Source organism: Martinezella sp. CNPSo 3890 (assembly GCF_057784455.1).
Map to the genome: position 1 here is coordinate 346263 of NZ_JBXSOR010000003.1, position 25077 is coordinate 371339.

Below are 25077 nucleotides of genomic sequence, written 5' to 3' on the forward strand. Positions count from 1 at the left end.
ATTATGACAAAGTTGTAATCTTAGTGCGGACAACGAGACGTTTTACCCGGTGAATGGGCCGACCCATTTCCACATGAAAACAGCCGTCGATCGAGTCTTATGCCCTGTGAATGTGCACTTTTTGTTCTAGTTTCGGCCCGTTTCTTTTGCCTTTCGGGGTAGAATCATTACATTGGGCGGCATGACCATTGGACATGACGATATTCCCTTCTTTGACGAGGAGCCGGAGCACGTGGCGCCGCGCCGTTCCGCGCCGGCTGCCGGCAGCATTGGCGGCGGCATTGCGGCCCGCGCCATGGCAGCACGCGACAGCGGCCGCCGGCCCGATTATCTCTCAGGCCTCAATGCAGAACAGGCGGAAGCCGTGGAAACGCTCGACGGCCCCGTGCTGGTGCTTGCCGGCGCCGGCACCGGCAAGACGCGAGTGCTCACGACGCGCATCGCGCATATCCTGTCCACCAACCGCGCCTTCCCCAGCCAAATCCTCGCCGTCACCTTCACCAACAAAGCGGCTCGCGAGATGAAGGAACGTATCGCGCTGCTGGTCGGCGGCGCGGTCGAAGGCATGCCCTGGCTCGGCACCTTCCACTCGATCGGTGTGAAGCTGTTGCGTCGTCATGCGGAACTGGTCGGCCTCACCTCGAGCTTCACCATTCTCGATACCGACGATGTCGTCCGTCTGATCAAGCAACTGATCCAGGCCGAAGGGCTCGACGACAAGCGCTGGCCGGCCAAGCAATTTGCCGGCATGATCGACACATGGAAGAACAAGGGCCTCAGCCCCGCCGATATTCCGGAGGGTGACGCCCGCGCTTTTGCCAATGGCAAAGGCCGCGAGCTCTATGCCGCCTATCAGAACCGCCTGAAGACGCTGAACGCCTGCGACTTCGGCGACCTTTTGCTGCATCCGATCAATATGTTCCGGCAGAATCCTGATATCCTCAAGGATTATCACCAGCGCTTCCGCTACATCCTGGTCGATGAGTATCAGGACACTAACACGGCGCAATATATGTGGCTGCGCCTGCTGGCGCAGCGGCAGAAAGGCGAGCCGCAGAATGTCTGCTGCGTCGGTGACGACGACCAGTCGATCTATGGCTGGCGCGGCGCGGAGGTGGACAACATTCTCCGCTTCGAGAAGGATTTTCCGGGCGCCAAGGTCATCAAGCTCGAGCGGAACTATCGCTCCACAGAGCATATTCTCGGTGCCGCCGCGCATCTGATCGCCCATAATGAAGGCCGGCTCGGCAAGACACTGTTCACCGACCGCTCCGACCCCGACGACATCAAGGTGCAAGTGCACGCCTCCTGGGATTCCGAGGAGGAAGCGCGCGCCATCGGCGAAGAGATCGAGCAGCTGCAGCGCAACAAGCACAATCTCAACGACATCGCCATTCTCGTGCGCGCCTCCTTCCAGATGCGCGAGTTCGAAGATCGTTTCGTGACGCTCGGCCTGAACTATCGCGTCGTCGGCGGTCCGCGCTTCTACGAGCGCCTCGAAATCCGCGACGCCATGGCCTATTTCCGCCTAGTCTGCCAGCCGGCCGACGATCTCGCCTTCGAACGCATCATCAATACGCCAAAACGCGGTCTCGGCGACACCACTGTCCGTGCGCTGCATGATTATGCCCGCGTGCGCGATATCCCGATGCTGGCGGCAGCGGCCGACATCATCGAGACGGATGAGATGAAGCCGAAGGCGCGCAAGGCGCTGTTCGACGTCGTGCAATCCTTCCGCCGCTGGCAGGGCCTGCTCGAGAATACGCCGCATACCGAGCTTGCCGAGCAAATCCTCGAAGAATCCGGCTATACGGACATGTGGAAGAACGACAAATCGGCGGAAGCGCCGGGGCGGCTTGAAAACCTCAAGGAACTCATCCGTTCCATGGACAGCTTCGAATCCATGCGCGGCTTCCTCGAACACGTCGCCCTTGTTATGGATGCCGAGCAGAACGAAAATCTCGACGCCGTCTCCATCATGACGCTGCACTCCGCCAAGGGTCTGGAATTCGACACGGTGTTCCTGCCCGGCTGGGAGGAAGGCCTGTTTCCGCATCAGCGCTCACTCGACGAAAGCGGGCGCGCCGGCCTCGAGGAAGAGCGCCGCCTCGCCTATGTCGGCATCACCCGCGCCAAGCGCCGCTGCCACATCTGGTTCGTCTCCAACCGCCGCATCCACGGCCTATGGCAATCGACGATCCCCTCCCGCTTCCTTGACGAACTGCCGGAAACGCATGTTCAGGTCGCCGAAGTAGAGCAGTCCTATGGCGGATATGGCCGCGGCGGATATGGCCAGTCCCGCTTCGACAAGGCCGATCCCTTCGCCAACACCTATTCCACGCCCGGCTGGAAGCGCGCCCAGGCCAACCGCAACGATGCGACCCGCGACAACTGGGGCAGCCGCTCCGGCCACGCCGTCGAACGCATCGGTTACGGCGAAAGCGGTCCGAAAGTGCGCACCATCGACGGCGAGCTGGTGGCCAAATCCACCTCCTCCGAACCCTCCAAATTCGCCATCGGCGACCGCGTCTTCCACATCAAGTTCGGCAACGGCAATGTGTCGGAGATCGAGGGCAATAAGCTAACGATCGAATTCGACCGCGCCGGGCAGAAGCGCGTGCTGGATGGGTTTGTGGAGAGGGTTTAATCGGCAAGGCTATCTGGTTTGGGACCAGAGGGTGGCCATCAACGGTTAGGCTGATTGTGGATATCCTTCCCACCCACACACTCCGTCATCCTCGGGCTTGACCCGAGGATCCACGCACAAGCGCTCCCATCGAATGCATCACTCACAAGCAAGCATGCAATGTAGATGTCGCTGCCGGCACGTACAGCGATCTAATTTGCATAAACATCAAGGCTTGTACTTGGATCCTCGGGTCAAGCCCGAGGATGACGGAGCGTGGGGTATAATAGGGTGGCAAACGCAAGCGCATTCTTTGCGAAGCAGCTCACCTCCCGCCAATAGCCTCTTGACGCCCATCCTCTCCGCCAGCATCATACACGCATCGGTGGAGTATACCTACATCATCACCAACCACAAACGTGGCACTTTATACATCGGCGTCACCGCCGATCTCGAGCGCCGCATCTACGAGCATCGTGAAGGCCTGACACCGGGCTTTGCTTGGAAATATGGGATGCACACGGCTCGTCTGGTATGAAGACCACGCCGACATCATTTCAGCCATACAACGCGAAAAATCGCTGAAACGCTGGTATCGCCAATGGAAGATCGAGCTGATTGAAAAGACAAATCCGGATTGGCGGGATTTATACCACGAGCTCTGGTGAAGCCGCAGGCTCCTCAATTCCCTGCGCATCCCGATCCTTGAGCCACAGCCCAAACTCCTTCACCACGGCCACCACCTTCTCCAGCCGCTGCCCATCCTCCGTCAGCGAGTACTCAACCTTCACGGGAATCGTCGGATAGACCGTCCGCCGGATCAGGCCCGCCTCCTCCAGCGCGCGCAGATCAAGCGTCAGCATCCTCTGCGAAATGCCAGGCATCAGCCGCCTCAGCTCGTTGAAGCGCTGGGGTCCATCGACCAGATAAGACACAATCAGCAGCCGCCAGCGGCCACCCAGCAAATGCATCGCTTCCTCGACGGAGCAGCCAGTTACGGTCTTTTTCATCGCACCTACCTCATGTGCATGGCGGTATAATTTTTGTACGAGACAGTCCCGGTCTCGCAGTGGCATCATTCGGTGTCGCGATTTGTGGCAAGAAACGATCCTTCTGCCGCAAAGGCTTCTGCACCTCGCGCTACTCGATCTCAGTTGCGTCCGCCATTTGCCCTGATGATCTGGCCGTTGACCCAGCCGCTCCGCGGGCCGGCCAGAAACGATACGATCTGGGCGATGTCGTCAGGAATCCCGAGGCGCCCGAGCGGAATATCGTTTATCAGCCGCTGGATTAATGCCTCGGACCGCCCCTTGAACAGCAATTCGGTAGCGATCGGCCCCGGCGCGACCGCATTGACGGTGACGCCGCGCGGGCCGAGTTCCTTAGCAAGAATATGCGTCATCGCCTCCACCGCCGCTTTGGTCGCCGCATAGACGCCGTTGCCGGGGGAATAGTGACCGATGATGCTCGTGGAAAGATTGATGATGCGGCCACCATCGCGCACCCGCTTCGCCCCTTCTCGCATCCCGTTGAAAGTGCCTGTCAGATTGACGGCGATTTGCTGCTGAAAATCCTCATCCGAGACCTCAGCCAGCGGCGAGAATTTGCTGATCCCGGCATTGTTGACGAGCACGTCGACCGTTCCGAATTCCGCTTCGGCGCGATCGAACAATGCCGTCACTGCCGCGCTATCGGCAACGTTGGCGCGGACTGCAAGCGCACGGCCGCCCGCCATCGTAATGCCGGCAACAACATCCGCGGCCTCTCCGGCGCTCGATGCGTAGTTGACGACGGTCTGAAAGCCGTCGGCGGCAAGCTGCTTTGCTATGGCGGCGCCAATTCCCTTGGATGCGCCGGTTACGATCGCCGTTCTAATTTCGTTGGACATGCGTCAATCTCCTTGTCGTTCGCACACGCGCTCTCGAGCATGCCTGGGAACTCAATCCCGGCATGTCGCTGAAACGCTTGTTTCGTTGGGTCGCGAACTGTAATATGAGCGATAATTCGCTTTTTGCTACTCGCATTCCAGGAACATGTCCGAAGGCCCTCTCCATAGCCGTGCCGCGCCGAGAAAAGCGCCAAGACAAGCCCGCTCGCTCGCAACAGTCGAGGCGATCGTGGAGGCTGCAGCTCGCATTTTGGAGGAGCACGGCCATGAGGCCTTCTCCACCAATGCCGTTGCGGAAAAGGCCGGCGTCAGTGTCGGCTCGCTCTATCAATATTTTCCGCGCAAGGATGCGTTGATCGGAGCCTTGATCCTGCGCGAGACTTCGCGTCTCGTCGCAGAGGCGGAAATTGCCGCCGACAAGCCCACGGGCAGCGAGGCCTTGTCGGCGCTCATCCTCCCTTGCGTCGAGCAGCAGCTTCGCCGGCCGGCGCTAGCCCGCTTGCTCGATTTCGAGGAAGCGCGCCTTCCGCTTGATGCCGCCACCGAAGCGGTCAAAAGGCGCTTCTTCGAGCTCACGCGCGCAACCCTGCTGCGGCCGGATTTGCCGCCGCAGGCCGATATCGATGTGGCGAGTCGCGACGTGGTCGCCATCATCAAGGGAATAGTCGATGCCGCCGGGGAGCATGGCGACCAGGATAGATACCAGCTGGCTCTGCGCGTGAAACGCGCCGTTCTTGGCTATTTGCACAGCCTCGACTGACGTCGGCAGACATTCCGCCCTTGCAAGTGATTGCATTGCAGCATTGCAAAATCCGCATGCCTAGCAAGCTACCAATAGCGGACCAATCGATTATATCGATTGAAGCGGCTTCGGGATTCTGCGTTTCCCGCGGTATCTCGGCAAGCCGCTGCCAGCTCTTCTTTCGGCCCGTTCGGGCTTTCGTCCGGCTCGAATCTCGAAGCCTGGCAACAACAAGAACCGAGGATAAAAAAGTGGCTGGCTCAGCAACAAGCTCTGCGCCCACCAGCGCGCGTGCATCCGCACACCAAGGCCAGGGCAATTACCAATTCGCGCTTATCGCACTCACCTCACTCTTTTTCATGTGGGGCTTCATTACTTGCCTGAACGATATTCTGGTCCCGCACCTGAAAAGCGTCTTTCAGCTCAATTACACGCAGGCAATGCTCATCCAGCTTTGCTTTTTCGGCGCATACTCCATCATATCGCTGCCTGCCGGCACGCTCGTGAAGCGCATCACCTATAAATGGGGCATCGTCGTCGGCCTTGCGATCGCGGCTGTCGGCTGCGCCCTGTTCATTCCTGCCGCCACGTATCGCGTCTACGCCCTTTTCTTGGGCGCACTTTTCGTGCTCGCCACTGGCATCACGATCCTGCAGGTTGCCGCAAACCCCTATGTCACCGTATTGGGACCTCCGGATACGGCCGCTAGCCGCCTGAACCTGACGCAGGCCTTCAACTCGCTCGGCACGACGATTGCCCCCTACTTCGGCGCGATGTTGATCCTGTCTGCCGCGACTGTTGCAGCGACCAACGCAACACCGGAACAGCTCGACGCCATGCGGCTTGCGGAAGCCGGCGCGGTCAAATTCCCCTATCTGCTCCTTGCCGCCGCTTTCCTAGTGCTCGCGGCCGTCTTTGCGGCGCTGAAACTCCCGCAAGTCGAGGATGAGGAGACCATCGAGCCGATGCGCGGCGGCGGCTCTGCCTGGCAATACCGCCATCTCGTGCTCGGCGCTCTCGGCATCTTTGTTTATGTCGGAGCCGAAGTCAGCGTCGGCAGCTTCCTGGTGAATTTCCTCAGCCAGCCCGATATCGCGCATCTTTCCGAAGCGGACGCCGCCCATTACGTCTCCTATTTCTGGGGCGGCGCGATGGTGGGACGCTTCGTCGGCTCGGCAATCATGCGCCACATCGATGACGGCAAGGCGCTTGCCTTCAATGCTGTCGCCGCGATCATCCTCCTGCTGGTGACGGTGCTGACGACAGGCCATGTCGCCATGTGGGCCGTGCTGGCGATCGGCCTCTTCAACTCGATCATGTTCCCGACGATCTTCAGCCTGGCGCTGCACGGTCTCGGCAAATATACGAGCCAGGGCTCGGGCATTCTGTGCCTTGCCATTGTCGGCGGCGCGATCCTGCCTGTTATCCAGGGCGGCCTTGCCGATACGATCGGCATCCACCTGGCCTTCCTGATGCCGATTATCTGCTACATCTACATTGCCTTCTATGGGCTCAAGGGCCACAAGCCGGCATAAGCCTTCACAAACCATCGCGCCTCGCCGCCTTCATCGGCGGGGCGCAAAGGGCTTGATCCGAAGCGCGCCACTTGGCATCGTGCAGCGCAACAAAACGGAAGGACAGGTCTCATGAAAGCGCTGCTGCTCATCGACATCCAGAACGGCTTCTGCCCTGGCGGCAACCTTCCAGTTCCAGAGGGACACCAGGTGGTGCCCGTCGCCAATAAGCTCATCGACAGCGGCCAATACGATCTCATCGTCGCCTCGCAGGACTGGCATCCGGCCGGTCACGGCAGCTTCGCTTCCACTCATCCAGGCAAAAAACCTTTTGAGATCGGCACACTGTCAGGCAAGCCGCAAATGATGTGGCCCGACCACTGCGTTCAGAATACGGAAGACGCAGCCTTCCATCCCGACCTCCATATGGCCGCCGTCGATTTCATTCAGCAAAAAGGCCAGAATCCCGCCGTCGACAGCTACTCCGCCTTCCGCGACAACGATCAGGCTGCCCTCACCGGACTGGCCGCCTATCTACGCAACAAAGGCGTCACCGAACTCGACCTTTGCGGGCTGGCAACCGATTATTGCGTCAAGTTCTCGGCGCTCGATGCCGTTGAAATGCTGCCCGGCGTCACAGTCCGCTTCATCGAAGATGCCAGCCGAGGCATCGATCCCGCCGGCGTCAAATCGGCAATCGACGAGATGCGAGCCCGCGGCGTCACGATTGCCAGCAGCGCGGACGCGCTTGCGTAAAATCGCGCGAAGCAAGCTAAACCTTCTCTAAATAAAATGGTGCAAGCTATTCCCTGTCAGTAAGATATCGGGATCTTTAGCGTGCAGTCGATTGTCATCAACGGGCGTTTTCTCGGCCAGCCTCTGTCCGGTGTACAGCGCTTTGCGCGCGAACTGACGCTGGCGCTCGATCGTAAGATTTCCGCGAGCGCCTTGCCCGCGTCGCTGACGGGTGCGCGCTGGCGGCTCGCCGTACCACGCAACACGCCCGTCGATCTCAAGCTCTCCGCTATCGAAATCGACGAATTCGGTTCCGGCCCCGGCCATCTCTGGGAGCAGACATCGCTGCTTTCGCACTCGCGCGGCAGCCGCCTGATCTGCTTCGGCGGCAGCGGGCCGCTGCTGCATCGCCGCCAGGCCGTCGTCATCCATGACGTGACGATCTTCCGCCATCCGCAGTCCTTCAAGCGCAGCTACCGCCTGCTGCATGGCGCCCTTGGAACCGTGCTGACGCGCACCGCCAAGATCGGTACCGTCTCCGAATTCTCGCGGCAGGAGCTCGCCTCGGTATTCCGGGTGCCATCAACCGGTATCGACGTCGTCTACAATGCCGTCGATCATTATGCCGCCATCGAGCCGGATGAGGCCGTCATGCAGCGGCTTGGTCTGAAAACCAACGGCTTCTTCCTACTCGTCGGCACGATGAAGCCGAACAAGAACCTCGATTTCGCCATTCGCGCTTTCGAGGCGCTCAAGGATATCAATCAGAAGCTCGTGGTCGTGGGCGGCTCCGCACCGACCGTGTTCAAATCGGACAACCAGCAATCGAGCGACAGCATGCTCTTCCCCGGCAGGCTCGCCGATGCAGAAATCGCCGCCCTGGAGCGCCATGCCACAGCTTTCGTTTTCCCGAGCCTTTACGAAGGGTTCGGTATCCCGCCGCTGGAGGCGATGACCCAGGGCTGCCCGGTGCTCGCGGCCGATATTCCCGCCGTGCGTGAGGCGTCGGGCGATGCCGCGCTCTACTTCGATCCCTTCCGACAGGAGGAACTTGTCTCCGCCATGCGGCGGATCGCGACGGACGAGACATTGCGCCAGGATCTGCGTCGACGCGGCCATGAGAACGTTAGGCGCTTCTCCTGGGATGGCAGCGCAGATCGCGTCCTGTCCATTTTGGAAGATCTCTAAGAGATTTCAGGACCGGGACTGCGGCCGAAACATGGTGACGAAATAGGTGTAGAGGCCGAGCAGGCAGAAGAGCGCGCCCCCGACAACGCCGATAGCCACAGATATCCAGAGCGAATAGCCAAAACCGGCAGTTGCCAGCACCGGCAACGCCAGCCCGATGCCCGACAGAACGACGGGCGGCCAGACGAAATCGAAGGCAAGAGACATCATCACCTTGACGCCGATCGTCATGGCACAAAGCGCGCCAATCATGCCGCCGGCCATGAGGCCAGCATCGCCGAAGAAACCGAGATAACCGCCGATGAGCGTGCCCGCATTCAGCAGCGCGCAATCCAGCGCCGCGAGCAGGAAGATCGTCAATAGCCGATGCTGCAGATGCGCCGGGGTGGGCATCATGTTGGCCGTCAGCGCGCGGCATGTCGCAAGGCCGATGACAAAGGGGGCGACGGCAAGAAACTCCTTGCGCAAACCGGCGGCAATGACCAATTGCCCGACCGGCTGTAGCAGCGCGAAAATGCCGGCGGCGGTCATCAGCGTCAAACCGGTCAGCAGCGAGTAATATTCCCCAAGCTGCTTGGCAAAGGCAGGGGTTCGCCCATCGCGATCATAGGTCGTGACGACATCGGGATATTGAATGGCCTGCAGCGCAGAGACGATCAGAACGAAGGGTCTCTGCAGCAAATCAAGCGCCAGAAGTGCGCCGGCAGCGCCACCCGCTCCCAGCGTGGCCGTGAGAATCGATTTCAATCCCAACGGCGTCAACATGCCGATAATGGAGGCGCTCGCGGCAACGCTGCCATAGACGAAATGCTTGCGTACCAGTGCCTTCTCGAACGAAGCCGCCTCGTGAAGACTGTTGCGGCTCAGAAAAGCGGCAAGGAGCCCATAGGCAAGATAGCCGGCCATCAGACCGAGGACGGTGCATGTGAAAGTCGGAGCAACGGCAGCGCCCGCAAGCGTGCCGATTGCCAGAATCGTCGCGCGCGACCCCTGCAGCCGCGAAAAGACGCGAAATTCCTGACGGAAGCGCAGCATGGTGAGATGCAGGTCGCTCCCGCCCTGGAAGATCGCAACCAGGCCGCCAAGCACGGCAATCTCTGCCGAGACCGAAAAGAGGATCGAGACGGAAGCGGCGATCAGGCAGATTGCCGAGCATGCCGCGAATTCTACCGTCAGCGCCTTGCGCTCCAGCGCCTCGCTCCCTAGCCCCTGCCCCGGATAGAAGCGACTGCAGGCAAAGCGAACCCACTCGAAGCAGAGGATCGCTGCAAACTGGCTGATCGAGATGAACAGCGAATAGGCCGCATAGTCCGCCGGAGCCAGCAGATGTGCCACCGCGATCAGCAGCCCGAAAGCCACTGCAGCCTGATAGAAATATGCAGCCAACGCCACGATCTTTGCCATGGCGGCAGCTAACAGGAAAAGATTGAGGAAAGCGCTAACCCCGGAAGGCAATTGCAGCATTCGGCAGCGCGATCGCGCTTGATGCGCCACGTTGCCAGCCGGCGGCCTTCCAGCGATGAAAACTTCCACGGTCGCACCACCAAGCGGTATCCGCTATTTCCTGCTCGCTTCTCCCCTCATCCAGTCGATCACCGTCTCAAGCGCTGCGGATTTGCGATAGCGCGGCCAGACGAGATAGAAGTCGGATGGACCGCTTAGCGACCCCTGGATAACCTGCGTTAGACGGCCTTCCACCATATCTCGCGCCACGAAATCGCGGTTGGCGAGGACGATTCCCTGCCCCGCAATGGCCGCTTCGATCGCATGCGATGTCTGGTTGAAGCTGATCCCTTTATAGGAGGCGTGGACTGCCCGCCCGAAATGCTTGTCGATAAATTCTGGCCAGGAATTATGGGCGTCATGGAGAAGTGCATAGTCGGCGAGCTCTTCCGCCGTCTTCGGTGACTTTCGGTGATGCAGCAGCGTCGGGCTGCAAACGGCGATGATCTCTTGCTCGAAAAGCAGTTCGGTCGCCAACCCCGGCCCGAAAGGCGGTCGCCCATATCGAACGGCAAGATCCACTCCATCCGCTTGAAAGCCCGACATACGGTCCGTGGCGAGGATATGAAGATCGAGATCGGGATGACGAGCCGTAAAATCCGGCAGGCGCGGGATCAGCCATTTCGATGCGAATGTCGGCGTGGTGCTGATGGTTAGCCTTACGGGTTGCGGCTCGAGGTCGCTGGTCGCTTGAGCGATGATTTCGAAAGCGCGCCTGATATCGGCGATATAGCCCCGCCCCTCGCCCGTTAGCACCAAAGACCGCGGCATCCGCTCGAACAGCTTTACGCCCAGCTCCGCCTCCAGCCCTCTCACCTGTTGAGCCACCGCTCCTTGCGTAACCCCCAGCTCCTCGGCCGCCAGCTTGAAGCTGTGATGGCGTGCAGCCACTTCGAATGCCTTTAGGCCATTCAGAGAGGGAAGTTTACCGGGCGAACCATTCATGCGATAGTTTTTCTACTGGCAAACGGGAATTTATCTGCTTCGCTCTCGCGCGAGGGTAATGATATTTCATCGGTAGTTTCGAAGCAATCGGTTCCAGTGGAACGAGATGAAGGAGGAAGGACCCATGTCGATAGAAAAAGTGGCTATTATCACAGCGGGCGGCAGCGGCATGGGCGCCGAAAGCGCCAGACGTCTTGCCGCCGATGGCTTCCATGTCGCCATCCTCTCCTCCTCCGGAAAGGGTGAGGCGCTGGCTCAGGAGCTTGGCGGTATCGGCGTTACCGGCTCCAACCAATCTAACGACGATCTCAAGCGCCTGGTCGATGCGACGATGGAAAAATGGGCGCGCATCGATGTGCTCGTCAACAGCGCCGGCCACGGCCCGCGCGCCCCGCTCCTCGAGATTACCGACGAGCAATGGCACACCGGCCTCGATGTCTATCTCATGAACGTCATCCGTCCGACACGCCTCATCGCCCCCATCATGCAGAAGCAGAAAACCGGCGCGATCATCAACATCTCCACGGCATGGGCATTCGAGCCGTCGCCAATGTTCCCGACCTCGGGGGTATTCCGGGCTGGCCTTGCCTCCTATACGAAGATTTTCGCCGACACCTACGCCGCCGACAATGTGCGGATGAACAACGTCCTGCCCGGCTGGATCGACAGCCTGCCGGCGACCGAAGAACGCCGCGACAGCGTGCCGATGCGGCGCTACGGCACCAGCGCAGAGATCGCCGCCACCGTCGCCTTCCTCGCCTCAGACGGCGCCGGCTACATCACCGGTCAGAATCTCAAGGTCGACGGTGGCCTGATGCGCTCGGTCTAGCTGCGTAAGACAGCGTTATCTCGCTTTCGCTCTCTCAGGCACCGGTTGGGAGAGCGATTTTGTTTGGAGCGCGATAGCGGAGATTAAATCGCCTTGGGTTGGCCGAGTGCGGGCGAATTGCCTTTCTGCACTGCACACGTTAGAAGTCCCGGCAATTTTGAGGGATGGAAACAGGCAATGCGGAAACGAATTGCTTGGGGAGGAGTGCCACGATGGAGATCGTTCACACGATAGCCGCTCTACGCGAACGGCTTGGCGAACACCGCAAAGCCGGCAGGCGCATCGGCCTGGTGCCTACCATGGGCTACCTGCATGCCGGCCACATGGAACTCGTCGCCCGCGCTAAGGCCGAGAACGACGTCGTCGTCACCTCCATTTTCGTCAATCCGCTGCAGTTCGGCGCCAATGAGGATCTAGCGAAATATCCGCGCGATCTCGAACGCGACAGCGCCATGTTGCGCGATGCCGGCGTTGACTATCTCTTCGCACCTGGCGTCACGGATATGTATCCGCGTCCAATGCAAACAGTGGTCGATGTGCCGAAACTTGGCGCAGAGCTGGAAGGCGCAGTTCGCCCGGGCCATTTCGCCGGGGTTGCCACCGTCGTCACCAAGCTCTTCAACATCGTCCTGCCCGACAGCGCCTATTTCGGCGAGAAGGATTATCAGCAAGTAACGATCATCCGCCGCATGGTCGAGGATCTGGCCCAGCCCGTCCGGGTCGTACCGGTGCCGACCGTTCGCGATGCGGATGGCCTGGCCCTCTCCTCGCGCAATGTCTACCTGTCGAAGGAAGAGCGTGCCGCTGCCGTCATCATTCCCAAAGCATTGGCGGAAGCCGAGCGGCTATATCATCTCGGGGTGAATGACCCCGCCGCACTCGAAGAGGCGCTGCGCGCTTTCATTGAAAAGGAGCCGCTCGCGACCGTGGAAGTCGCCGCCGTTCGCCATCCTGAAACGCTGGAACCATTGAGCAGACTGCAGGGGCAGCCAATCCTCATTGCCTTGTTCGTCCGCATCGGTACCACTCGTCTGCTAGACAACCGGGTCATCGGCCGCAAACCATCAAACAACGAAAAGGCCGCCTAAGATGAGCACTGTCGGACATGCCAAGCGCATAACGCCCGCCGCCATCGAGGCGATGAAGGGCACGCGCCCGATCGTCAGCCTGACGGCCTATACGACACCGATCGCCCGCCTGCTCGATCCGCATTGCGACCTGCTTCTCGTGGGCGATTCCCTCGGCATGGTACTCTACGGCATGGAAACGACCGTCGGCGTCACGCTGGAGATGATGATCGCCCACGGCAAGGCCGTCATGCGTGGCGCCAATCATGCCTGCGTTACCGTCGACCTGCCTTTCGGCTCCTATCAGGAATCGAAGGAGCAGGCATTCCGCAGTGCCGCGCGCATCCTGAAGGAAACCGGCTGCGATGGCGTGAAGCTGGAGGGTGGCGAGGAAATGGCTGAAACCGTGGCCTTCCTGACCTCTCGCGGTATTCCGGTCTTCGGCCATGTCGGCCTGATGCCGCAGCAGGTGAATACGACCGGCGGTTATCGCTCGCTTGGACGCTCGGACAAGGAAGCAGACAAGATCCGGCATGACGCCAAGGCGATCTCGGAGGCCGGCGCCTTCGCAATGGTGATCGAAGGCACGATCGAGCCGCTCGCCCGCGAGATTACCGCCGCCGTTGCCATTCCCACTATCGGCATTGGCGCATCTGCCGCCTGCGATGGCCAGATCCTCGTTTCCGACGACATGCTCGGCCTGTTCAACGATTTCAAGCCGCGCTTCGTCAAGCATTTCGCAGAGCTGGCGCCCATGATCTCGAAAGCCGCGGAAACCTATGCCGAAGAGGTGAAGGCTCGCACCTTTCCGGCACTGGAGCACACGTTTCAGCCGAAGAAGTAGCGAAGTAGCTACCAACCGATCCGCGGCCAACTTTGCCCTTCGCTCGAATATTCGACAGAATTCCTTGGAGACGATCAGAACGAGGCTGGCACGATGATACCCATGAAATTAGGAAGCCTCCTTGGGGCCGGTAAGGAGGCGGAAGTTTATGAATATGGCGAGCTGGCTTTGAAACTATGGAAGGTCGGCGCATCTAAGGCCGCAGCTTTTCGGGAGGCGGCGACCCTCGCAATCCTGGAGAACTTGGGAGTCGATGCTCCAAGAGTCCAAAGCGTTGGCAAGTTTGAAGGTCGCTGGGGCTTGGTCATGACACGCATCGAGGGCCGAACCTTTGGTGAAGCGATCACGCAGAAGCCATTGCAGACACTAGCCAATCTGAATGTTTTGGCAGCTACCCATAGAAAAATTCATGAACATAGCGGGGTCGGCCTTCCTGCTCTGAAATCGCGCCTGCATCGCGACATTGAATGCGCCGTGCAATTGAACAAAACCCAGCGGCAGCATCTCTTGTCGGGGCTTCATCGCCTGCCGGATGGCGACAAGCTTTGCCATGGCGATTTTCATCCTTGGAATGTACTCGGATCGGTCGAGCGCGCAACCGTGATCGATTGGCTCGATGCTTGTTGCGGAGATCCCCTCGCAGATGTCTGCCGGAGCTATGTTCTTATGCATTCCTATGACAATCACTTGGCGGCAGCCTATCTGGATGCCTACGACAATGAAAACCGTGCTGCCATTTTGGGTTGGCTTCCCTATGTCGCGGCGGCGCGATTGTCCGAAGGCGTTTCGGATGAAGCGGACGACCTCATAAGAATGATCAGCCGCAGCGCACCGAACTAAGCGTATATAGCCTTACGGCTTCGCCGATCGGGAATTGACGCTCTCTTCCTTCTCCAAAAGATAGATCGCTTCGCCGAAATCCTCCATTTTGCTCATCAATGCCGCATGGGCATCCCGCAAGCCCTGATTGTAGTAGTAAGGCCCGATCTCTGCGGTGAAGAAATCGAGCAGGAATTCGGCTGGCAACGAGCCGAGCGTCTGATCCAGCTCGTCGGCGAAATAGCGCTGAAGGCGGTCGACCATGGCTGCCTTCTCCTCCTTCGCAAAGGTGATCTTCTTCATCTTTCCATCTCCCATTTTTGCGAGCGGCTCCAAGTGCTGGATCAAGGAAATCAATTGATCCATCAAGGAAATTCAATTGCTGGCTCTAAAGGCACGGCTTACACCTCCGGCCATTGAACAGCGCGGCAGCAAATGCGCAAGGGTGCAACCATCGTTGCTTCCATGCGGAATGCCCGCCCTCGACACGACATCTTGGCGAGAGCGCCGGATTTCCCGCAAAGGACAAAGCGGACCATGAGTCGCGCGGAATTTCTTGAAGGCTTGAAGGGCGGCATTCCCGTCGGCCTCGCTGCTGCACCCTTTGGCGCCCTTTTCGGCGCGCTGGCGCGCGATCAGGGCATGTCCCTTGGCGAACTAACCCTGATGAGCAGTACCGTCTATGCCGGCGCCAGCCAAATGGTGGGCATCGACCTCTTCGGCCACAATGTTCAGGCTTGGCTCATCGTGCTGTCGATCCTCGCCGTGAACTTCCGCCATGTGCTCTATTCGGCGGCGATCGCTCGCTACATCAGGCACTTTTCCGCAGTGGAGAAATTCTTCACCTTTTTCCTGCTGGTCGATCCGCAATTCGCCGAGACGATCAAGCGCCATGAAAGCGGCAAGCCCGTAACCTTCGCCTGGTACATTGGCTTTGCGGCGGTGATCTATATCCCTTGGGTGGTGGTGAGCCTGATCGGCGGTCTTCTCGGCAGTTTCATCGGCGATCCCAAGGCCATCGGCCTCGATATCCTTCTGCCGGTCTATTTCCTCGGCATTGTCATGGGCTTCCGCACGCGCGACAACTTCCTGCCTGTCGTGGCCGTCAGTGCCGTGGCATCAGCCATCGCCCATCGCTATGTCGGCTCGCCCTGGCATGTCAGCATCGGCGCATTGGCGGGCGTCGCGCTTGCCGCAATGCTGCCGCCGGTCAAAGCGAATCGCAAGCCTGATATCGCGCACGAAAGCCACGAGGTCTGACCATGTTCGATTTCAATTCGCATATGGTTCTGCTGATTGCGGCTGCAGCGGTAGTGACCTTCCTGACGCGCATCGGCGGCTATATCCTGATCGTCAAAATGACCCGCATTCCACCGCGTGTCGAAGCCGCGCTGAATGCCGTGCCCGCCGCCGTACTCACGACCCTCGTCGCACCCGCCTTCTTCATCGGTGGCTGGGACACGAAGGTGGCAATGTTTGCCGCCCTTCTCGTCGGCCTGCGCTATCCATCGACCTATATGCTGGTCGCCGGATGGATCGTTGTCATGGCATGGCGCCATTCCATAGGCGCTTGAGACGGACCCCATCCCTTTCGAGATCGGATGAGGTCCATATTTCTCAATGGCTGAGCGCGAGCGTGGCATTTTCCAGCCACGCCCGTACGTCATGATCATGGATCAGCGGCATCAGCGCTTCGCGCGTCCGGGCGTGATACTCGTTCAGCCAATGCAGCTCTTCATGTGTCAGCAGTTCCGCCAGCACCAGGCTGCGATCGATGGGGCAGAAGGTCAAAGTCTCGAAGCCCAACATCGGCATGTCACCACCCTCGATCTCCTCCGGCTCACGGATATAGATCAGGTTTTCGATGCGAATGCCGAAGTGACCAGGACGATAATAGCCGGGTTCATTGGATAGGATCATGCCGGGAAGCAGTTCCTGCACGGCGAGGCGCGCAATGCGCTGCGGGCCTTCATGGACGGAGAGATAGGAACCGACGCCGTGGCCGGTGCCATGCGCGAAATCGACGCCCGCCTTCCAGAGCGCGATGCGCGCCAGCGGATCGAGATCGCAACCGCGCGTACCCTTCGGGAAGCGCGCTGTGCTGATGGCAATCATCCCCTTCAGGACCAGCGTGAAGAGACGCTTGTGCTCTTCCGATACGGCACCGATGCCAACGGTGCGGGTGATGTCGGTCGTACCGTTGATATATTGCGCGCCTGAATCGATGAGGAACAGCTCGCCTGCCTGGATCAGCCGGTCACTCGCCGTGGTCACGCGGTAATGCATGATGGCCGCGTGCTCGCCGGCACCGGAGATCGTATCAAAGGAGATGTCCTTGAGCGGGTTCTGCATGCTTTCGCCGACACGGGCGCGGCAGGCTTCCAGCCGTTCTGCCGCGGCGATTTCCGTCACTGTTCCCGGCTTGCTTGTCTCCAGCCAATAAAGGAATTCGACCATCGCAGCCCCATCCTGCAGGTGCGCCGCGGCCGATCCGTTGATTTCGGCGGCATTCTTGCAGGCGCGTGGCAGCTTGGCGGGATCATTGCCCTCAACGACCTCTCCACCTTCCCGACGGATGATATCGGTCAAGGCATAGGAAGCGAGATCCGGGTCGACTAGGATTCGCCCGCCGTTTGCAGCCGCAGCGGCCAGGCGCTTGACGAGTTCCGAAGGCGGCAGCTGCTTGCAGATCTGCGTGAGATAGGCTTCGGCCTCGACCTTGGTCTTGCGCTTGTCGAGGAAGAGCGCCGCTTCTCCTTCGGCATAGATGATGGCGCGAGCCAGAGGATGCGGCGTGTGCGGCACGTCACTGCCGCGGATATTGAAGATCCAGGCGACGGAAGACGGGTCGGTAATCAGCGCCGCCTTGAGATTCTTTTCCTTGAGGCCGCTTGCAATCGTTGCAAGCTTGTCCTTGGCGAGGATACCGGCCTGAGCGATATCCTGAATGATAACATTGCCCAACGGCTCGGCCGGCCGGTCCGTCCAGAGCTTGTCGAGCGGATTATGGGGCAGGAAGACGAGCTTGCCGTCGATCTCGGCCAGCGCCTTTTCCAATCGGCGTACTTCGGCACCCGTATGCAGCCATGGATCGATACCGAGGCGGAAACCCTTCTTCGCATGACGCGGCAGCCAGACATGCGGCGGCTCGTTCACCAGATCGCCGCCGGTAAAGACGCTGCGGTCCACCTGTTCGGCAAGCTGCGTCACATACCGGCCATCCACAAAGACCACGGCCTGAGAGTGTGTGATAAGCGCAACACCCGCCGATCCTGTAAAGCCCGTGAGCCATGCGAGACGCTCCGAGCATTTGGGCACGTACTCGCCTTGATACTCGTCGGCCCGCGGCACGAGGAAGCCGTCAATGCCGAGATCGCCAAAGGCAACGCGCAAACTGGCGACACGCTCGCGACCGAATTGCGGGGTGGAAGTGACGTCGAAAGACTGAAACATGAGCTGATCCGAGACTGGTGGAGATTCCGTGAAACCGAATATTGCCAGTATGTTAGAGCATCACAATCGGAAGTGCGACGTGATTTTCGATCCCTGAGACGATATGCGTGATTACAGGCACATCACACCACATGAGAGCAGTCCATCCCAACTGCGGCCGTTAACGAATCCGCCCATTTCGTGAGCATGCCAGTTCGAATATGACAACTTCACGGCGCGAAACATGCATATCACGCATAGCTCCCATGAAGCTTCCCCCCTGCCACGTCGGCGGGCGAGTCGCTATATCCGCCGCATCAAACGGGGTTCACGAAGAACCAGCTCAAAACCAAGGACTTATGACAATGCCTATCTCTCGCTCCGCATATGTTAGCCCGGCGCTGGCTGGCGAGCGTCGCACCGTACGCCACTCCGTCGGCTCGCTTCGTCAGCTCGAAGTCGAAACCGCAAAGGCAATCGGTGCCAGCCGCGGCGGTCGCCGTTAAGAAGTTTACGATCTACGCGTTCGAAGTCGATCGCAATCCGGTTCTCCTCCTCCCTCTCGGATTGTGATCAGAACGCTTAGAGCCCGCTTGAGCACTCCTCCTCCACACGCTCGCGGGCAAGATCGGTGAAAACCGATCTGAAGGCGGTGCCTCGGCACCGCCTTTTTTATTTGCGATTGTTGATGCGGGAAGTGACCGGCTTAGGGCCGGTCGAGATGGATGGTGACCCAGCCGTTGCGCCAGATCGTGCGCACATGGCGCAGGTGGGCGCCGTTATAGGCGGAGAGAACCTTCCACCGCTGCTCGGCAAGGATACCCGACAGGATGACCGAACCGCCCGGTGCCAGATGCGCCACGAGCTGCGGCGCCATCTTGATGAGCGGGCGCGCCAGAATATTGGCGATGATCAGGTCGAACGGCCCATGGCGGGAAAAGGCCGTGGAATGGAATCCCGGCGCGGTCTCCAGCGTGACACCCGAGGCGATGCCGTTGCTGCGGACATTTTCCTTCGCGACGCGGACGGCGACCGGATCGATATCAGTTGCCAGAACCGGAATGTTGCGCAGCTTGCGCACGGCGATCGCCAGCACCCCGCTGCCCGTACCGAGATCGAGCGCATTGCGCACGCGGCGGCTCGCAACAACCTTTTCGATCGTCTCCAGGCAGCCCGCAGTCGTCCCATGGTGACCGGTGCCGAAGGCCTGCCCGGCTTCGATTTCGATGGCGATGTCACTAGGCCCGACCTTGTCGCGATCATGCGAACCGTGCACGAGGAAACGGCCTGCACGCACCGGCTTCAATCCTTCCAGCGACTTGGCGATCCAATCGATATCGGGAAGCACTTCCTTTTGAATGACGAGATCAGCAAAGGCAGGCTTCAGGAGCGCTTCGAAACGTCCGCGGACCCCATCCTCATCTGCGGCATAGAGATAGATCGACGCTTCCCAGACATCGTTCTTTTCATCGATCTCCGTCGTTGCGATCGGCAATTCTTCGTCTTCGAACACCGGCGTCATCAGGTCCAGAACCTGACCGGCCTTCTTCTCGGTCGTCGTCACATAAAGGCGGATTTCACTCAACTCGTCGCTCTTTCTCGTTCTTATTCAGCCCAGTCGATCCAGGGCGGTTTCGGCGTGTCATAGCCGGCCACACCCCGAAGCAATTGCCGGCGGACCGGGCCAAAGCGCAGCAATAGCGGCGCAAGGAAATTACGCGCCGCAACTGCCAGCGGGCTTTGCATCGTCACCAATCGCGTCAAGCCATAGGTCTGTTTCAAAACCTGCTTCACGGCGGGAATTCTCAAGGCCGAATACTCCTGTTCGCGGCCTTCCGCAATGAGCCAGGCAAGCCAGCAGGCATCTTCGATGCCGAGATTCATACCGCGAGCGCCGGCCGGCGAATGGATATGCGCGGCGTCGCCGGCAAGAAAGACATTGCCCTTGGCCATCGGCTCGACATGCCGGAAGTGGATGCGAAACTGCGAGGCCCATGTCTTTTCGGCAATGGCGGCCGGATGAGCGATGCGGCTTTCGAAATCCTCCAGCGTCGAGATATAGCGAATGATGTCGGTCGTAACAGGCAGGTGCCCGACCATGCCAGGATCGAAGAGCGATATCTCGGCAAAATGCGTGTCGACCGCCTCCGCATAGCGAAAATCGGCAAGATAGAAATAAGCCTCCAGCGCCTCGCCCGGGAAGCCGGCACCTAATGCCTTGCGCACTGCCGAATGGGCGCCGTCGGCGCCGATCAATATGTCAGGCCGCACCGTTTCCGACGTGCCATCTGCACTCCGCAGCGTGAGCTCCGGCTTTTGAGGGTCCGATATGGCCTCCGCAATCACTGTCGTCTGCCATTCGGGCGCGACGCCGTAGGCCGAAAGCGCCTCCATCAGCTCACGCTCCGTACTTCCCTGCGGCAGGGCACAAACAGCGCTGAAGCGACCTTTCACCTCTCGTGTATCTAGCCGGATCAGAATCTTCCTATTCGAGCGGACCCGAAACTGCTCGATCGGCTGCGCGGCGGCGATGATGCGCTCCGCAACACCGGAAGAAGATAGCAGCGTCAGCGTGCGGGCGTTGACGCCGAGCGCCCGGCTTTCCTGCAGCGGCGTCGGACCTGTGCTGTCATCGACGATACGCGGCGAGAAGCCGCGACGGGCGAGCTCAAGGGCGGCGGCAAGGCCGACCGGCCCAGCTCCTGCGATCAGGATGGATCTGGATTTTCCCTGTCCACCAGTCCCCTCGCCCATGCAGGTCCTATCCCTTCTTGACCAGGTTCTCCAGCTTCTTCACCGCCACGTCCGGATCCTCCTCATAAGCGATGGTTCCGGCAAAGCGGCCCTGCGAATCCAGCAGGAAGACGGAAGCGGTGTGATCCATCGTATAGTCGCCATCCGGTTGCTTATCGTCGACCGGCACTTTCTTGGCATAGACACGGAAGCCCTTGACCATATCCATCACCTTGGCGGGGTCTCCAGAAATTCCGGTGATGCGCTTCGATACGTTGGAGACATATTGGTCCATGATGGCGGGCGTATCGCGCTCGGGATCAACAGTCACGAAATAGGCATTGAGTTTGCTCCCGTCGGGATCCACTTTCTGCAGCCAGGCATTCAGCTCGAACAGCGTCGTCGGGCAGACATCGGGGCAATGGGTATAGCCGAAGAAAACAGCTGACGGCTTGCCGCGGAACGCCTGCTCGCTGATCGGCTGGCCGCTCTGCGATACGAGGGTAAAGGGCACGCCATAAGGCCCAGATGACGTGACTTCCGGCGACTTGCCGCCGCCAAAGCTAAACCAGCCCAATAGTCCGGCCACGATCAATACGGCCACCCAAACTGCAATCCGCACGCTTCTCATGAATGCTATTCCTCACCGATACGGACAATTGCGCCGAAAGCACGGTGCAATCGACCTGCTAGCCGATGTAACGGCTCGAAGTGGAGGACGCAATTCAAGAAGATGTTCAGAGGAGGCCGAAATCGTCGCAGTATGTGGTTCCGGGGTTTTCCAAGCCTTGATCGCTCCATTTCGCCGCTCTTCTTGGGCCGGAGAAACAAAATCTGTTTTCATGTTAAACCAATCCTAACCAGTCCGCGCCAACATCTGCAGCAAAGGCCGAATTCGACCTCACTCGCCGCCCGAAAGCGCGGCAAACCTCTTTATTCCAGAAGGGCATGACGCCCGCCGGAACGCCAGGCGTATCTTTCGCCGAAGCACCGGATGCTGCCGCTGCCCAAGCCGCTCCAGCCGATCTCTCTCTTCAATCGCGAGCGTCGCTTGCGCGGCGATGCCAAACGGGAAGTTCTCGAATATGACGAACGCCATCAAGCAATCGGGCACCTATCTGGAAATCGTCTCCTTTCACCTTGGCGATCAGGAGTTCTGCATCGACATCATGGCCATCCGCGAAATCCGTGGCTGGGCTCCTGTGACGCCGATGCCGCATACGCCGCCTTACGTGCTCGGCCTCATCAACCTGCGCGGCGCCGTGATCCCGGTCATCGACATGGCCTGCCGCCTCGGCATGAAGATGACGGAACCTTCGGAGCGTTCCGCAATCATCGTCACGGATATTGCCGGCAAGCTGGTCGGCCTGCTGGTCGAACAGGTCTCGGATATGATGTCGATCAAAAGTGAAGATCTGCAGCCAGCTCCGGAAATCATCCCCGAAGCACAGCGCGCCTTTTGCCGCGGCATCGTGGCATTGGAAAAGACCATGGTCTGCTTCCTCAACCTCGATACGGTCATTGCGGATCAGTTGGCACAGGCAGCCTGATTTCAATAAGTTAGCTTACCCAAAGAAGATCGCCCTGGAGCCAAACTCCAGGGCGATCGCTTTTTATACAACCGGTTTTGGCAGGGGTGTAGCCAATCACACGGTCTTGCAGGCCGTGAACAGGGGCGAGAGTCGCCTCCCTGTTCGCCTTCGAAATTGCATCAAAAAGGTGCAAACCGAAAGCAACTAGAAGGAATTCGACAACCCAAGAGTATGACTTTTTTTGGTATTATCTTTCTACGGGTTATTTTTGAGGTACGTTGATACCGTTATTTCGGCTTGCCATTCTTCCACGTAACCTGCTGGCCGAACAAGGGGATCGCCGAAATGGCCATCTTGGCAGAGCCATCCGTCAGCTGGCGCGAATGGATGAGATAGACGAGCGTGTCATTCTTCTTGTCGTAAATGCGGGTGACAACCAGCTTCTTCCAGATGAGCGAAAGCCCGGCGCGAAATACCTCCTCACCGCTCTGAGACAGGTTGATATCACCGATCTCGATCGGACCGGTTTGACGGCAAGCGATGGAATTATTGGAAGGATCTTCGAACCAGTTGCCCTTGCGCAACCGGTCGATCACGCTGCGATCGAAATAGGTCACATGGCAAGTGATGCCCGAGACTTCGGGGTCCGGAACGGCATCGACCAGAATATCATTGCCCGTCCAGTCCACCCCGACCTTGCCGACAATTTCGGCGGAAGCGGAAATTGGGGTTACGGCCAGAAATGACGCGGCAATGGCGGCAAAGAGTTTGGGGGAACGCATCGATCATCCTCTAACAACAGGCGCCGGGAGCAAGAGCGGCATGGCTAAGGTAAGATGGTCCATGAGCGATGCAAGATGGGACGCCTATATCCGCGTGCAACGCTTCACGATCGATGCTGCGGCGATCCACACAATGGACGCCGCCGCCAAAGCAACGGCGTCCGAACACATGCAGGCAGTGCGCCATCTCACTTCTGGCTGATTGCGACCGTTCCGGTTTCCAGCAACGACTTGAGGTTGGACAGGATCTTCGGCCAGCCACCGGAGACCGCCTCGATAAACTTGGAGTTTTCAACCTCGATCGTGTGGGCAACGGTCAGCTTCACCACACCGTCCGACGGCTCCAGCTCCATCACGCAGCGCGACCAGCCTTCGGCCTTCAGATCCGGGCGCCACTCGTTGCGCCAGTTGATCGCGAGCCGCCGAGGCGGATCGAACTCGGCAATATCTCCCGCATCGGCAACCCGGCCATCCGGAAAGAGCATTTTCCACGGCGATCCAACCTTCCACTCGGTGTCGTGGACCATATCGAACCAATATTGCTTGATGAATTCCGGCGTGGTCAGCGCCGACCAGAGCTTTTCCGGCGTGGTGCGGATGAAGGTGACGTAGACGAATTTGCTTCCAGTCATGCCATTTCTCCTTGTTTGAATTTTATTGCTTCTTGAGCTCAGGGCCCACCCCCGCCTTCCAGCGCCTTTTTCAAGGCCGAAAGCGTATTCAGATGCCGCTGTTCGAACTTGTTGATCCAGCGTTCGGCGATGCCGTTGATTGGGACGGCGTTGATGAAATGCAGCTTCTCGCGTCCTTGCTTCTCCGTGGAGATCAGATTGGCCTCTTCCAGAATGGCAAGATGCTTGGCAACCGCCTGGCGGCTCATGTTCAGATCCTCGCAGAGCGCGTTCAGAGTCTGTCCATTGCGCTCATGGAGCCTGTCGAGCAATTGTCGCCGGCTGGCATCCGCCAGCGCCTTGAAGATCGCATCATCATCCACGGACATGAAACCATTTGGTTGCCTTTCTTTGTTTATAGGCAACCAAATGGTTGCCTGTCAAGTGATATGTGAAGCGAAGCAACCCCATCGCGCCGTGGGGCGACGGCGGTTCCATCAAGGGATTTATGCAAGCAACGATTGACAACTTCCGCATCGCGTCGGATCATCCACCCATGATCGCAAACCGCACAATCGTGATGCACCTTCACACCATCTCTCCCCTTGCAGGGCGAGTGGAAGCCGTGTTGCGCTAAGCTGACCGCGATCCATCTCAACCCTGCCGAGGCGAGCAGGGTTGAAGCCTCCTTGCTCTCCTCATCAATATCAAGGAGAGCCCATGTCTTTCGAAGAGCAAGAACCCGCCAAACGACGATCAGGCAAGGTCGGCCCGGTAACGGTCCGTGCAACCCGCCCATCCGATGCCGAGGCAATCGCAATCATCGCCAATCTTCCGGGTTTCCGCGCCGGCACGCTTCGCCTGCCGTTTCAAAGCGTCGAAGACACGCAGCGATGGCTGGACAAGCACGACCCCAGCGCCACCCGCCTCGTGGCGGAGGTGGACGGAAAGGTCGTCGGCAATGCCGGCATGAACCGCCTTGCCGGCCGGCGGGCTCACAGCGCTAGCATTGGCATGGGCGTGCACGACGATTTCACCGGCTGCGGCGTCGGCTCCGCGCTGTTGGGCGCTCTCATCGATACCGCCGATAACTGGCTCGCCATCAAGCGTCTGGAATTGACCGTCTATGTCGACAATGCGCGGGCGATCGGCCTCTACGAGAAATTCGGATTCGAAACCGAGGGGCGTCTACGTGCCTTCGGTTTCCGCAATGGCGAATACGTGGATGCGTTCACGATGGCGCGGCTGAGATTCTAAGCAATCACACGGCGGCGGATATGATTCCGC

At 59.4% G+C, this 25077-nt stretch carries 27 protein-coding genes and 1 pseudogene; 16 read left to right on the forward strand and 12 right to left on the reverse strand.

Annotation, left to right across the window (positions count from 1 at the left end):
• Nucleotides 1-181 precede the first annotated feature (181 nt).
• Nucleotides 182-2647, forward strand: a complete 2466-nt coding sequence (locus AC13RC_RS11580) for an ATP-dependent helicase (protein WP_488557203.1) — start codon at nucleotides 182-184, stop codon at nucleotides 2645-2647.
• Nucleotides 2648-3011: 364 nt separating this feature from the next.
• A pseudogene (locus tag AC13RC_RS11585) lies at nucleotides 3012-3294 on the forward strand (GIY-YIG nuclease family protein).
• Here AC13RC_RS11585 and AC13RC_RS11590 read toward each other — a convergent pair.
• Both AC13RC_RS11590 and AC13RC_RS11595 read right to left on the reverse strand, forming a co-directional pair.
• Nucleotides 3274-3636 (reverse strand): winged helix-turn-helix transcriptional regulator, encoded by a 363-nt coding sequence (locus AC13RC_RS11590; RefSeq protein ID WP_488557204.1) that lies wholly within the window; start codon nucleotides 3634-3636, stop codon nucleotides 3274-3276. The pseudogene AC13RC_RS11585 and the gene AC13RC_RS11590 sit on opposite strands and share 21 nt — an antisense overlap.
• A gap of 140 nt (nucleotides 3637-3776) precedes the next feature.
• Nucleotides 3777-4514 (reverse strand): SDR family oxidoreductase, encoded by a 738-nt coding sequence (locus tag AC13RC_RS11595; RefSeq protein WP_488557205.1) that lies wholly within the window; start codon nucleotides 4512-4514, stop codon nucleotides 3777-3779.
• A gap of 229 nt (nucleotides 4515-4743) precedes the next feature.
• Here AC13RC_RS11595 and AC13RC_RS11600 point away from each other — a divergent pair, with 229 nt between their 5' ends.
• From AC13RC_RS11600 to AC13RC_RS11615, 4 genes are all read left to right on the forward strand, one after another.
• Nucleotides 4744-5274: a TetR/AcrR family transcriptional regulator gene (locus tag AC13RC_RS11600; protein WP_233788703.1), complete on the forward strand. Its 531-nt coding sequence runs from the start codon at nucleotides 4744-4746 to the stop codon at nucleotides 5272-5274.
• Between the two features lie 233 nt (nucleotides 5275-5507).
• Nucleotides 5508-6791, forward strand: coding sequence for a sugar MFS transporter (locus AC13RC_RS11605; RefSeq protein ID WP_113332935.1), 1284 nt, complete (start codon nucleotides 5508-5510; stop codon nucleotides 6789-6791).
• 111 nt (nucleotides 6792-6902) lie between these two features.
• Complete coding sequence (gene pncA / locus AC13RC_RS11610; protein WP_488557206.1) at nucleotides 6903-7526, forward strand: bifunctional nicotinamidase/pyrazinamidase; 624 nt, start codon at nucleotides 6903-6905, stop codon at nucleotides 7524-7526.
• 81 nt (nucleotides 7527-7607) lie between these two features.
• Complete coding sequence (locus AC13RC_RS11615) at nucleotides 7608-8693, forward strand: glycosyltransferase family 4 protein (protein ID WP_488557207.1); 1086 nt, start codon at nucleotides 7608-7610, stop codon at nucleotides 8691-8693.
• Nucleotides 8694-8699: 6 nt separating this feature from the next.
• Here the strand turns inward: AC13RC_RS11615 and AC13RC_RS11620 are convergent, their stop codons facing one another.
• On the reverse strand, nucleotides 8700-10097 hold the full coding sequence (locus AC13RC_RS11620) for a hypothetical protein (protein WP_488557208.1): 1398 nt from the start codon (nucleotides 10095-10097) through the stop codon (nucleotides 8700-8702).
• A gap of 153 nt (nucleotides 10098-10250) precedes the next feature.
• Entirely contained in the window at nucleotides 10251-11141 is an 891-nt protein-coding gene (gene gcvA, locus AC13RC_RS11625; RefSeq protein ID WP_488557209.1) for a transcriptional regulator GcvA, read from the reverse strand.
• Between the two features lie 124 nt (nucleotides 11142-11265).
• On the opposite strand from gcvA, the gene AC13RC_RS11630 reads away from it, so the two are divergent.
• From AC13RC_RS11630 to AC13RC_RS11645, 4 genes are all read left to right on the forward strand, one after another.
• Entirely contained in the window at nucleotides 11266-11970 is a 705-nt protein-coding gene (locus AC13RC_RS11630; protein WP_113390617.1) for an SDR family oxidoreductase, read from the forward strand.
• Between the two features lie 212 nt (nucleotides 11971-12182).
• Nucleotides 12183-13058, forward strand: coding sequence for a pantoate--beta-alanine ligase (gene panC, locus AC13RC_RS11635; protein WP_488557210.1), 876 nt, complete (start codon nucleotides 12183-12185; stop codon nucleotides 13056-13058).
• Between the two features lies 1 nt (nucleotide 13059).
• The gene (gene panB, locus AC13RC_RS11640) at nucleotides 13060-13881 is read left to right on the forward strand and encodes a 3-methyl-2-oxobutanoate hydroxymethyltransferase (protein ID WP_488557211.1); all 822 of its coding nucleotides are present in this window, start codon (nucleotides 13060-13062) and stop codon (nucleotides 13879-13881) included.
• Nucleotides 13882-13983: 102 nt separating this feature from the next.
• Nucleotides 13984-14721, forward strand: coding sequence for an aminoglycoside phosphotransferase family protein (locus tag AC13RC_RS11645; protein ID WP_488557212.1), 738 nt, complete (start codon nucleotides 13984-13986; stop codon nucleotides 14719-14721).
• 12 nt (nucleotides 14722-14733) lie between these two features.
• Here AC13RC_RS11645 and AC13RC_RS11650 read toward each other — a convergent pair whose 3' ends face one another.
• The gene (locus AC13RC_RS11650) at nucleotides 14734-15003 is read right to left on the reverse strand and encodes a DUF2164 domain-containing protein (RefSeq protein WP_488557213.1); all 270 of its coding nucleotides are present in this window, start codon (nucleotides 15001-15003) and stop codon (nucleotides 14734-14736) included.
• Nucleotides 15004-15237: 234 nt separating this feature from the next.
• Here AC13RC_RS11650 and AC13RC_RS11655 point away from each other — a divergent pair, with 234 nt between their 5' ends.
• The gene (locus tag AC13RC_RS11655) at nucleotides 15238-15960 is read left to right on the forward strand and encodes an AzlC family ABC transporter permease (RefSeq protein ID WP_113332928.1); all 723 of its coding nucleotides are present in this window, start codon (nucleotides 15238-15240) and stop codon (nucleotides 15958-15960) included.
• 2 nt (nucleotides 15961-15962) lie between these two features.
• Nucleotides 15963-16274: an AzlD family protein gene (locus AC13RC_RS11660; RefSeq protein WP_113390616.1), complete on the forward strand. Its 312-nt coding sequence runs from the start codon at nucleotides 15963-15965 to the stop codon at nucleotides 16272-16274.
• Nucleotides 16275-16317: 43 nt separating this feature from the next.
• Here AC13RC_RS11660 and AC13RC_RS11665 read toward each other — a convergent pair whose 3' ends face one another.
• A complete protein-coding gene (locus AC13RC_RS11665) occupies nucleotides 16318-18153 on the reverse strand; it encodes an aminopeptidase P family protein (protein ID WP_488557214.1) in 1836 nt (611 codons plus the stop codon).
• Nucleotides 18154-18497: 344 nt separating this feature from the next.
• Between AC13RC_RS11665 and AC13RC_RS11670 the strand changes: the two genes are divergently transcribed.
• Nucleotides 18498-18638, forward strand: coding sequence for a hypothetical protein (locus tag AC13RC_RS11670; RefSeq protein WP_162711788.1), 141 nt, complete (start codon nucleotides 18498-18500; stop codon nucleotides 18636-18638).
• Nucleotides 18639-18838: 200 nt separating this feature from the next.
• On the opposite strand, the gene AC13RC_RS11675 is transcribed toward AC13RC_RS11670, so the two are convergent.
• From AC13RC_RS11675 to AC13RC_RS11685, 3 genes are read right to left on the reverse strand one after another with little or no spacing between them, the layout of a single operon-like run.
• Nucleotides 18839-19717: a 50S ribosomal protein L11 methyltransferase gene (locus AC13RC_RS11675; RefSeq protein ID WP_145316748.1), complete on the reverse strand. Its 879-nt coding sequence runs from the start codon at nucleotides 19715-19717 to the stop codon at nucleotides 18839-18841.
• Between the two features lie 20 nt (nucleotides 19718-19737).
• Nucleotides 19738-20886 (reverse strand): FAD-dependent oxidoreductase, encoded by a 1149-nt coding sequence (locus tag AC13RC_RS11680; protein WP_488557215.1) that lies wholly within the window; start codon nucleotides 20884-20886, stop codon nucleotides 19738-19740.
• A 7-nt stretch (nucleotides 20887-20893) separates the two neighbouring features.
• Entirely contained in the window at nucleotides 20894-21496 is a 603-nt protein-coding gene (locus tag AC13RC_RS11685; RefSeq protein WP_488557216.1) for an SCO family protein, read from the reverse strand.
• 454 nt (nucleotides 21497-21950) lie between these two features.
• On the opposite strand from AC13RC_RS11685, the gene AC13RC_RS11690 reads away from it, so the two are divergent.
• Entirely contained in the window at nucleotides 21951-22415 is a 465-nt protein-coding gene (locus tag AC13RC_RS11690) for a chemotaxis protein CheW (protein WP_069612836.1), read from the forward strand.
• Nucleotides 22416-22684: 269 nt separating this feature from the next.
• On the opposite strand, the gene AC13RC_RS11695 is transcribed toward AC13RC_RS11690, so the two are convergent.
• Nucleotides 22685-23179, reverse strand: a complete 495-nt coding sequence (locus tag AC13RC_RS11695; protein ID WP_488557217.1) for a CreA family protein — start codon at nucleotides 23177-23179, stop codon at nucleotides 22685-22687.
• A 61-nt stretch (nucleotides 23180-23240) separates the two neighbouring features.
• Between AC13RC_RS11695 and AC13RC_RS11700 the strand changes: the two genes are divergently transcribed.
• Nucleotides 23241-23381 (forward strand): hypothetical protein, encoded by a 141-nt coding sequence (locus AC13RC_RS11700; protein ID WP_162746398.1) that lies wholly within the window; start codon nucleotides 23241-23243, stop codon nucleotides 23379-23381.
• Here the strand turns inward: AC13RC_RS11700 and AC13RC_RS11705 are convergent.
• Both AC13RC_RS11705 and AC13RC_RS11710 read right to left on the reverse strand, forming a co-directional pair.
• Nucleotides 23368-23811, reverse strand: coding sequence for an SRPBCC family protein (locus AC13RC_RS11705; RefSeq protein WP_488557218.1), 444 nt, complete (start codon nucleotides 23809-23811; stop codon nucleotides 23368-23370). The genes AC13RC_RS11700 and AC13RC_RS11705 overlap by 14 nt on opposite strands.
• 38 nt (nucleotides 23812-23849) lie before the next feature.
• Entirely contained in the window at nucleotides 23850-24179 is a 330-nt protein-coding gene (locus AC13RC_RS11710) for an ArsR/SmtB family transcription factor (protein ID WP_488557219.1), read from the reverse strand.
• A gap of 331 nt (nucleotides 24180-24510) precedes the next feature.
• Between AC13RC_RS11710 and AC13RC_RS11715 the strand changes: the two genes are divergently transcribed.
• On the forward strand, nucleotides 24511-25047 hold the full coding sequence (locus AC13RC_RS11715) for a GNAT family N-acetyltransferase (RefSeq protein ID WP_113332920.1): 537 nt from the start codon (nucleotides 24511-24513) through the stop codon (nucleotides 25045-25047).
• Nucleotides 25048-25077: the final 30 nt, after the last annotated feature.

What these genes read in the sequence shown, in the direction of transcription:
- AC13RC_RS11580 (WP_488557203.1), top strand. Translation starts at nt 182, where the DNA reads ATGACCATTGGACATGACGATATTCCCTTCTTTGACGAGGAGCCGGAG.
- AC13RC_RS11590 (WP_488557204.1), bottom strand. Translation starts at nt 3,636, where the DNA reads ATGAAAAAGACCGTAACTGGCTGCTCCGTCGAGGAAGCGATGCATTTG.
- AC13RC_RS11595 (WP_488557205.1), bottom strand. Translation starts at nt 4,514, where the DNA reads ATGTCCAACGAAATTAGAACGGCGATCGTAACCGGCGCATCCAAGGGA.
- pncA (WP_488557206.1), top strand. Translation starts at nt 6,903, where the DNA reads ATGAAAGCGCTGCTGCTCATCGACATCCAGAACGGCTTCTGCCCTGGC.
- AC13RC_RS11620 (WP_488557208.1), bottom strand. Translation starts at nt 10,097, where the DNA reads ATGGCAAAGATCGTGGCGTTGGCTGCATATTTCTATCAGGCTGCAGTG.
- gcvA (WP_488557209.1), bottom strand. Translation starts at nt 11,141, where the DNA reads ATGAATGGTTCGCCCGGTAAACTTCCCTCTCTGAATGGCCTAAAGGCA.
- AC13RC_RS11630 (WP_113390617.1), top strand. Translation starts at nt 11,266, where the DNA reads ATGTCGATAGAAAAAGTGGCTATTATCACAGCGGGCGGCAGCGGCATG.
- panC (WP_488557210.1), top strand. Translation starts at nt 12,183, where the DNA reads ATGGAGATCGTTCACACGATAGCCGCTCTACGCGAACGGCTTGGCGAA.
- panB (WP_488557211.1), top strand. Translation starts at nt 13,060, where the DNA reads ATGAGCACTGTCGGACATGCCAAGCGCATAACGCCCGCCGCCATCGAG.
- AC13RC_RS11645 (WP_488557212.1), top strand. Translation starts at nt 13,984, where the DNA reads ATGAAATTAGGAAGCCTCCTTGGGGCCGGTAAGGAGGCGGAAGTTTAT.
- AC13RC_RS11650 (WP_488557213.1), bottom strand. Translation starts at nt 15,003, where the DNA reads ATGAAGAAGATCACCTTTGCGAAGGAGGAGAAGGCAGCCATGGTCGAC.
- AC13RC_RS11655 (WP_113332928.1), top strand. Translation starts at nt 15,238, where the DNA reads ATGAGTCGCGCGGAATTTCTTGAAGGCTTGAAGGGCGGCATTCCCGTC.
- AC13RC_RS11660 (WP_113390616.1), top strand. Translation starts at nt 15,963, where the DNA reads ATGTTCGATTTCAATTCGCATATGGTTCTGCTGATTGCGGCTGCAGCG.
- AC13RC_RS11665 (WP_488557214.1), bottom strand. Translation starts at nt 18,153, where the DNA reads ATGTTTCAGTCTTTCGACGTCACTTCCACCCCGCAATTCGGTCGCGAG.
- AC13RC_RS11670 (WP_162711788.1), top strand. Translation starts at nt 18,498, where the DNA reads ATGCCTATCTCTCGCTCCGCATATGTTAGCCCGGCGCTGGCTGGCGAG.
- AC13RC_RS11680 (WP_488557215.1), bottom strand. Translation starts at nt 20,886, where the DNA reads ATGGGCGAGGGGACTGGTGGACAGGGAAAATCCAGATCCATCCTGATC.
- AC13RC_RS11685 (WP_488557216.1), bottom strand. Translation starts at nt 21,496, where the DNA reads ATGAGAAGCGTGCGGATTGCAGTTTGGGTGGCCGTATTGATCGTGGCC.
- AC13RC_RS11690 (WP_069612836.1), top strand. Translation starts at nt 21,951, where the DNA reads ATGACGAACGCCATCAAGCAATCGGGCACCTATCTGGAAATCGTCTCC.
- AC13RC_RS11695 (WP_488557217.1), bottom strand. Translation starts at nt 23,179, where the DNA reads ATGCGTTCCCCCAAACTCTTTGCCGCCATTGCCGCGTCATTTCTGGCC.
- AC13RC_RS11700 (WP_162746398.1), top strand. Translation starts at nt 23,241, where the DNA reads ATGAGCGATGCAAGATGGGACGCCTATATCCGCGTGCAACGCTTCACG.
- AC13RC_RS11705 (WP_488557218.1), bottom strand. Translation starts at nt 23,811, where the DNA reads ATGACTGGAAGCAAATTCGTCTACGTCACCTTCATCCGCACCACGCCG.
- AC13RC_RS11710 (WP_488557219.1), bottom strand. Translation starts at nt 24,179, where the DNA reads ATGTCCGTGGATGATGATGCGATCTTCAAGGCGCTGGCGGATGCCAGC.
- AC13RC_RS11715 (WP_113332920.1), top strand. Translation starts at nt 24,511, where the DNA reads ATGTCTTTCGAAGAGCAAGAACCCGCCAAACGACGATCAGGCAAGGTC.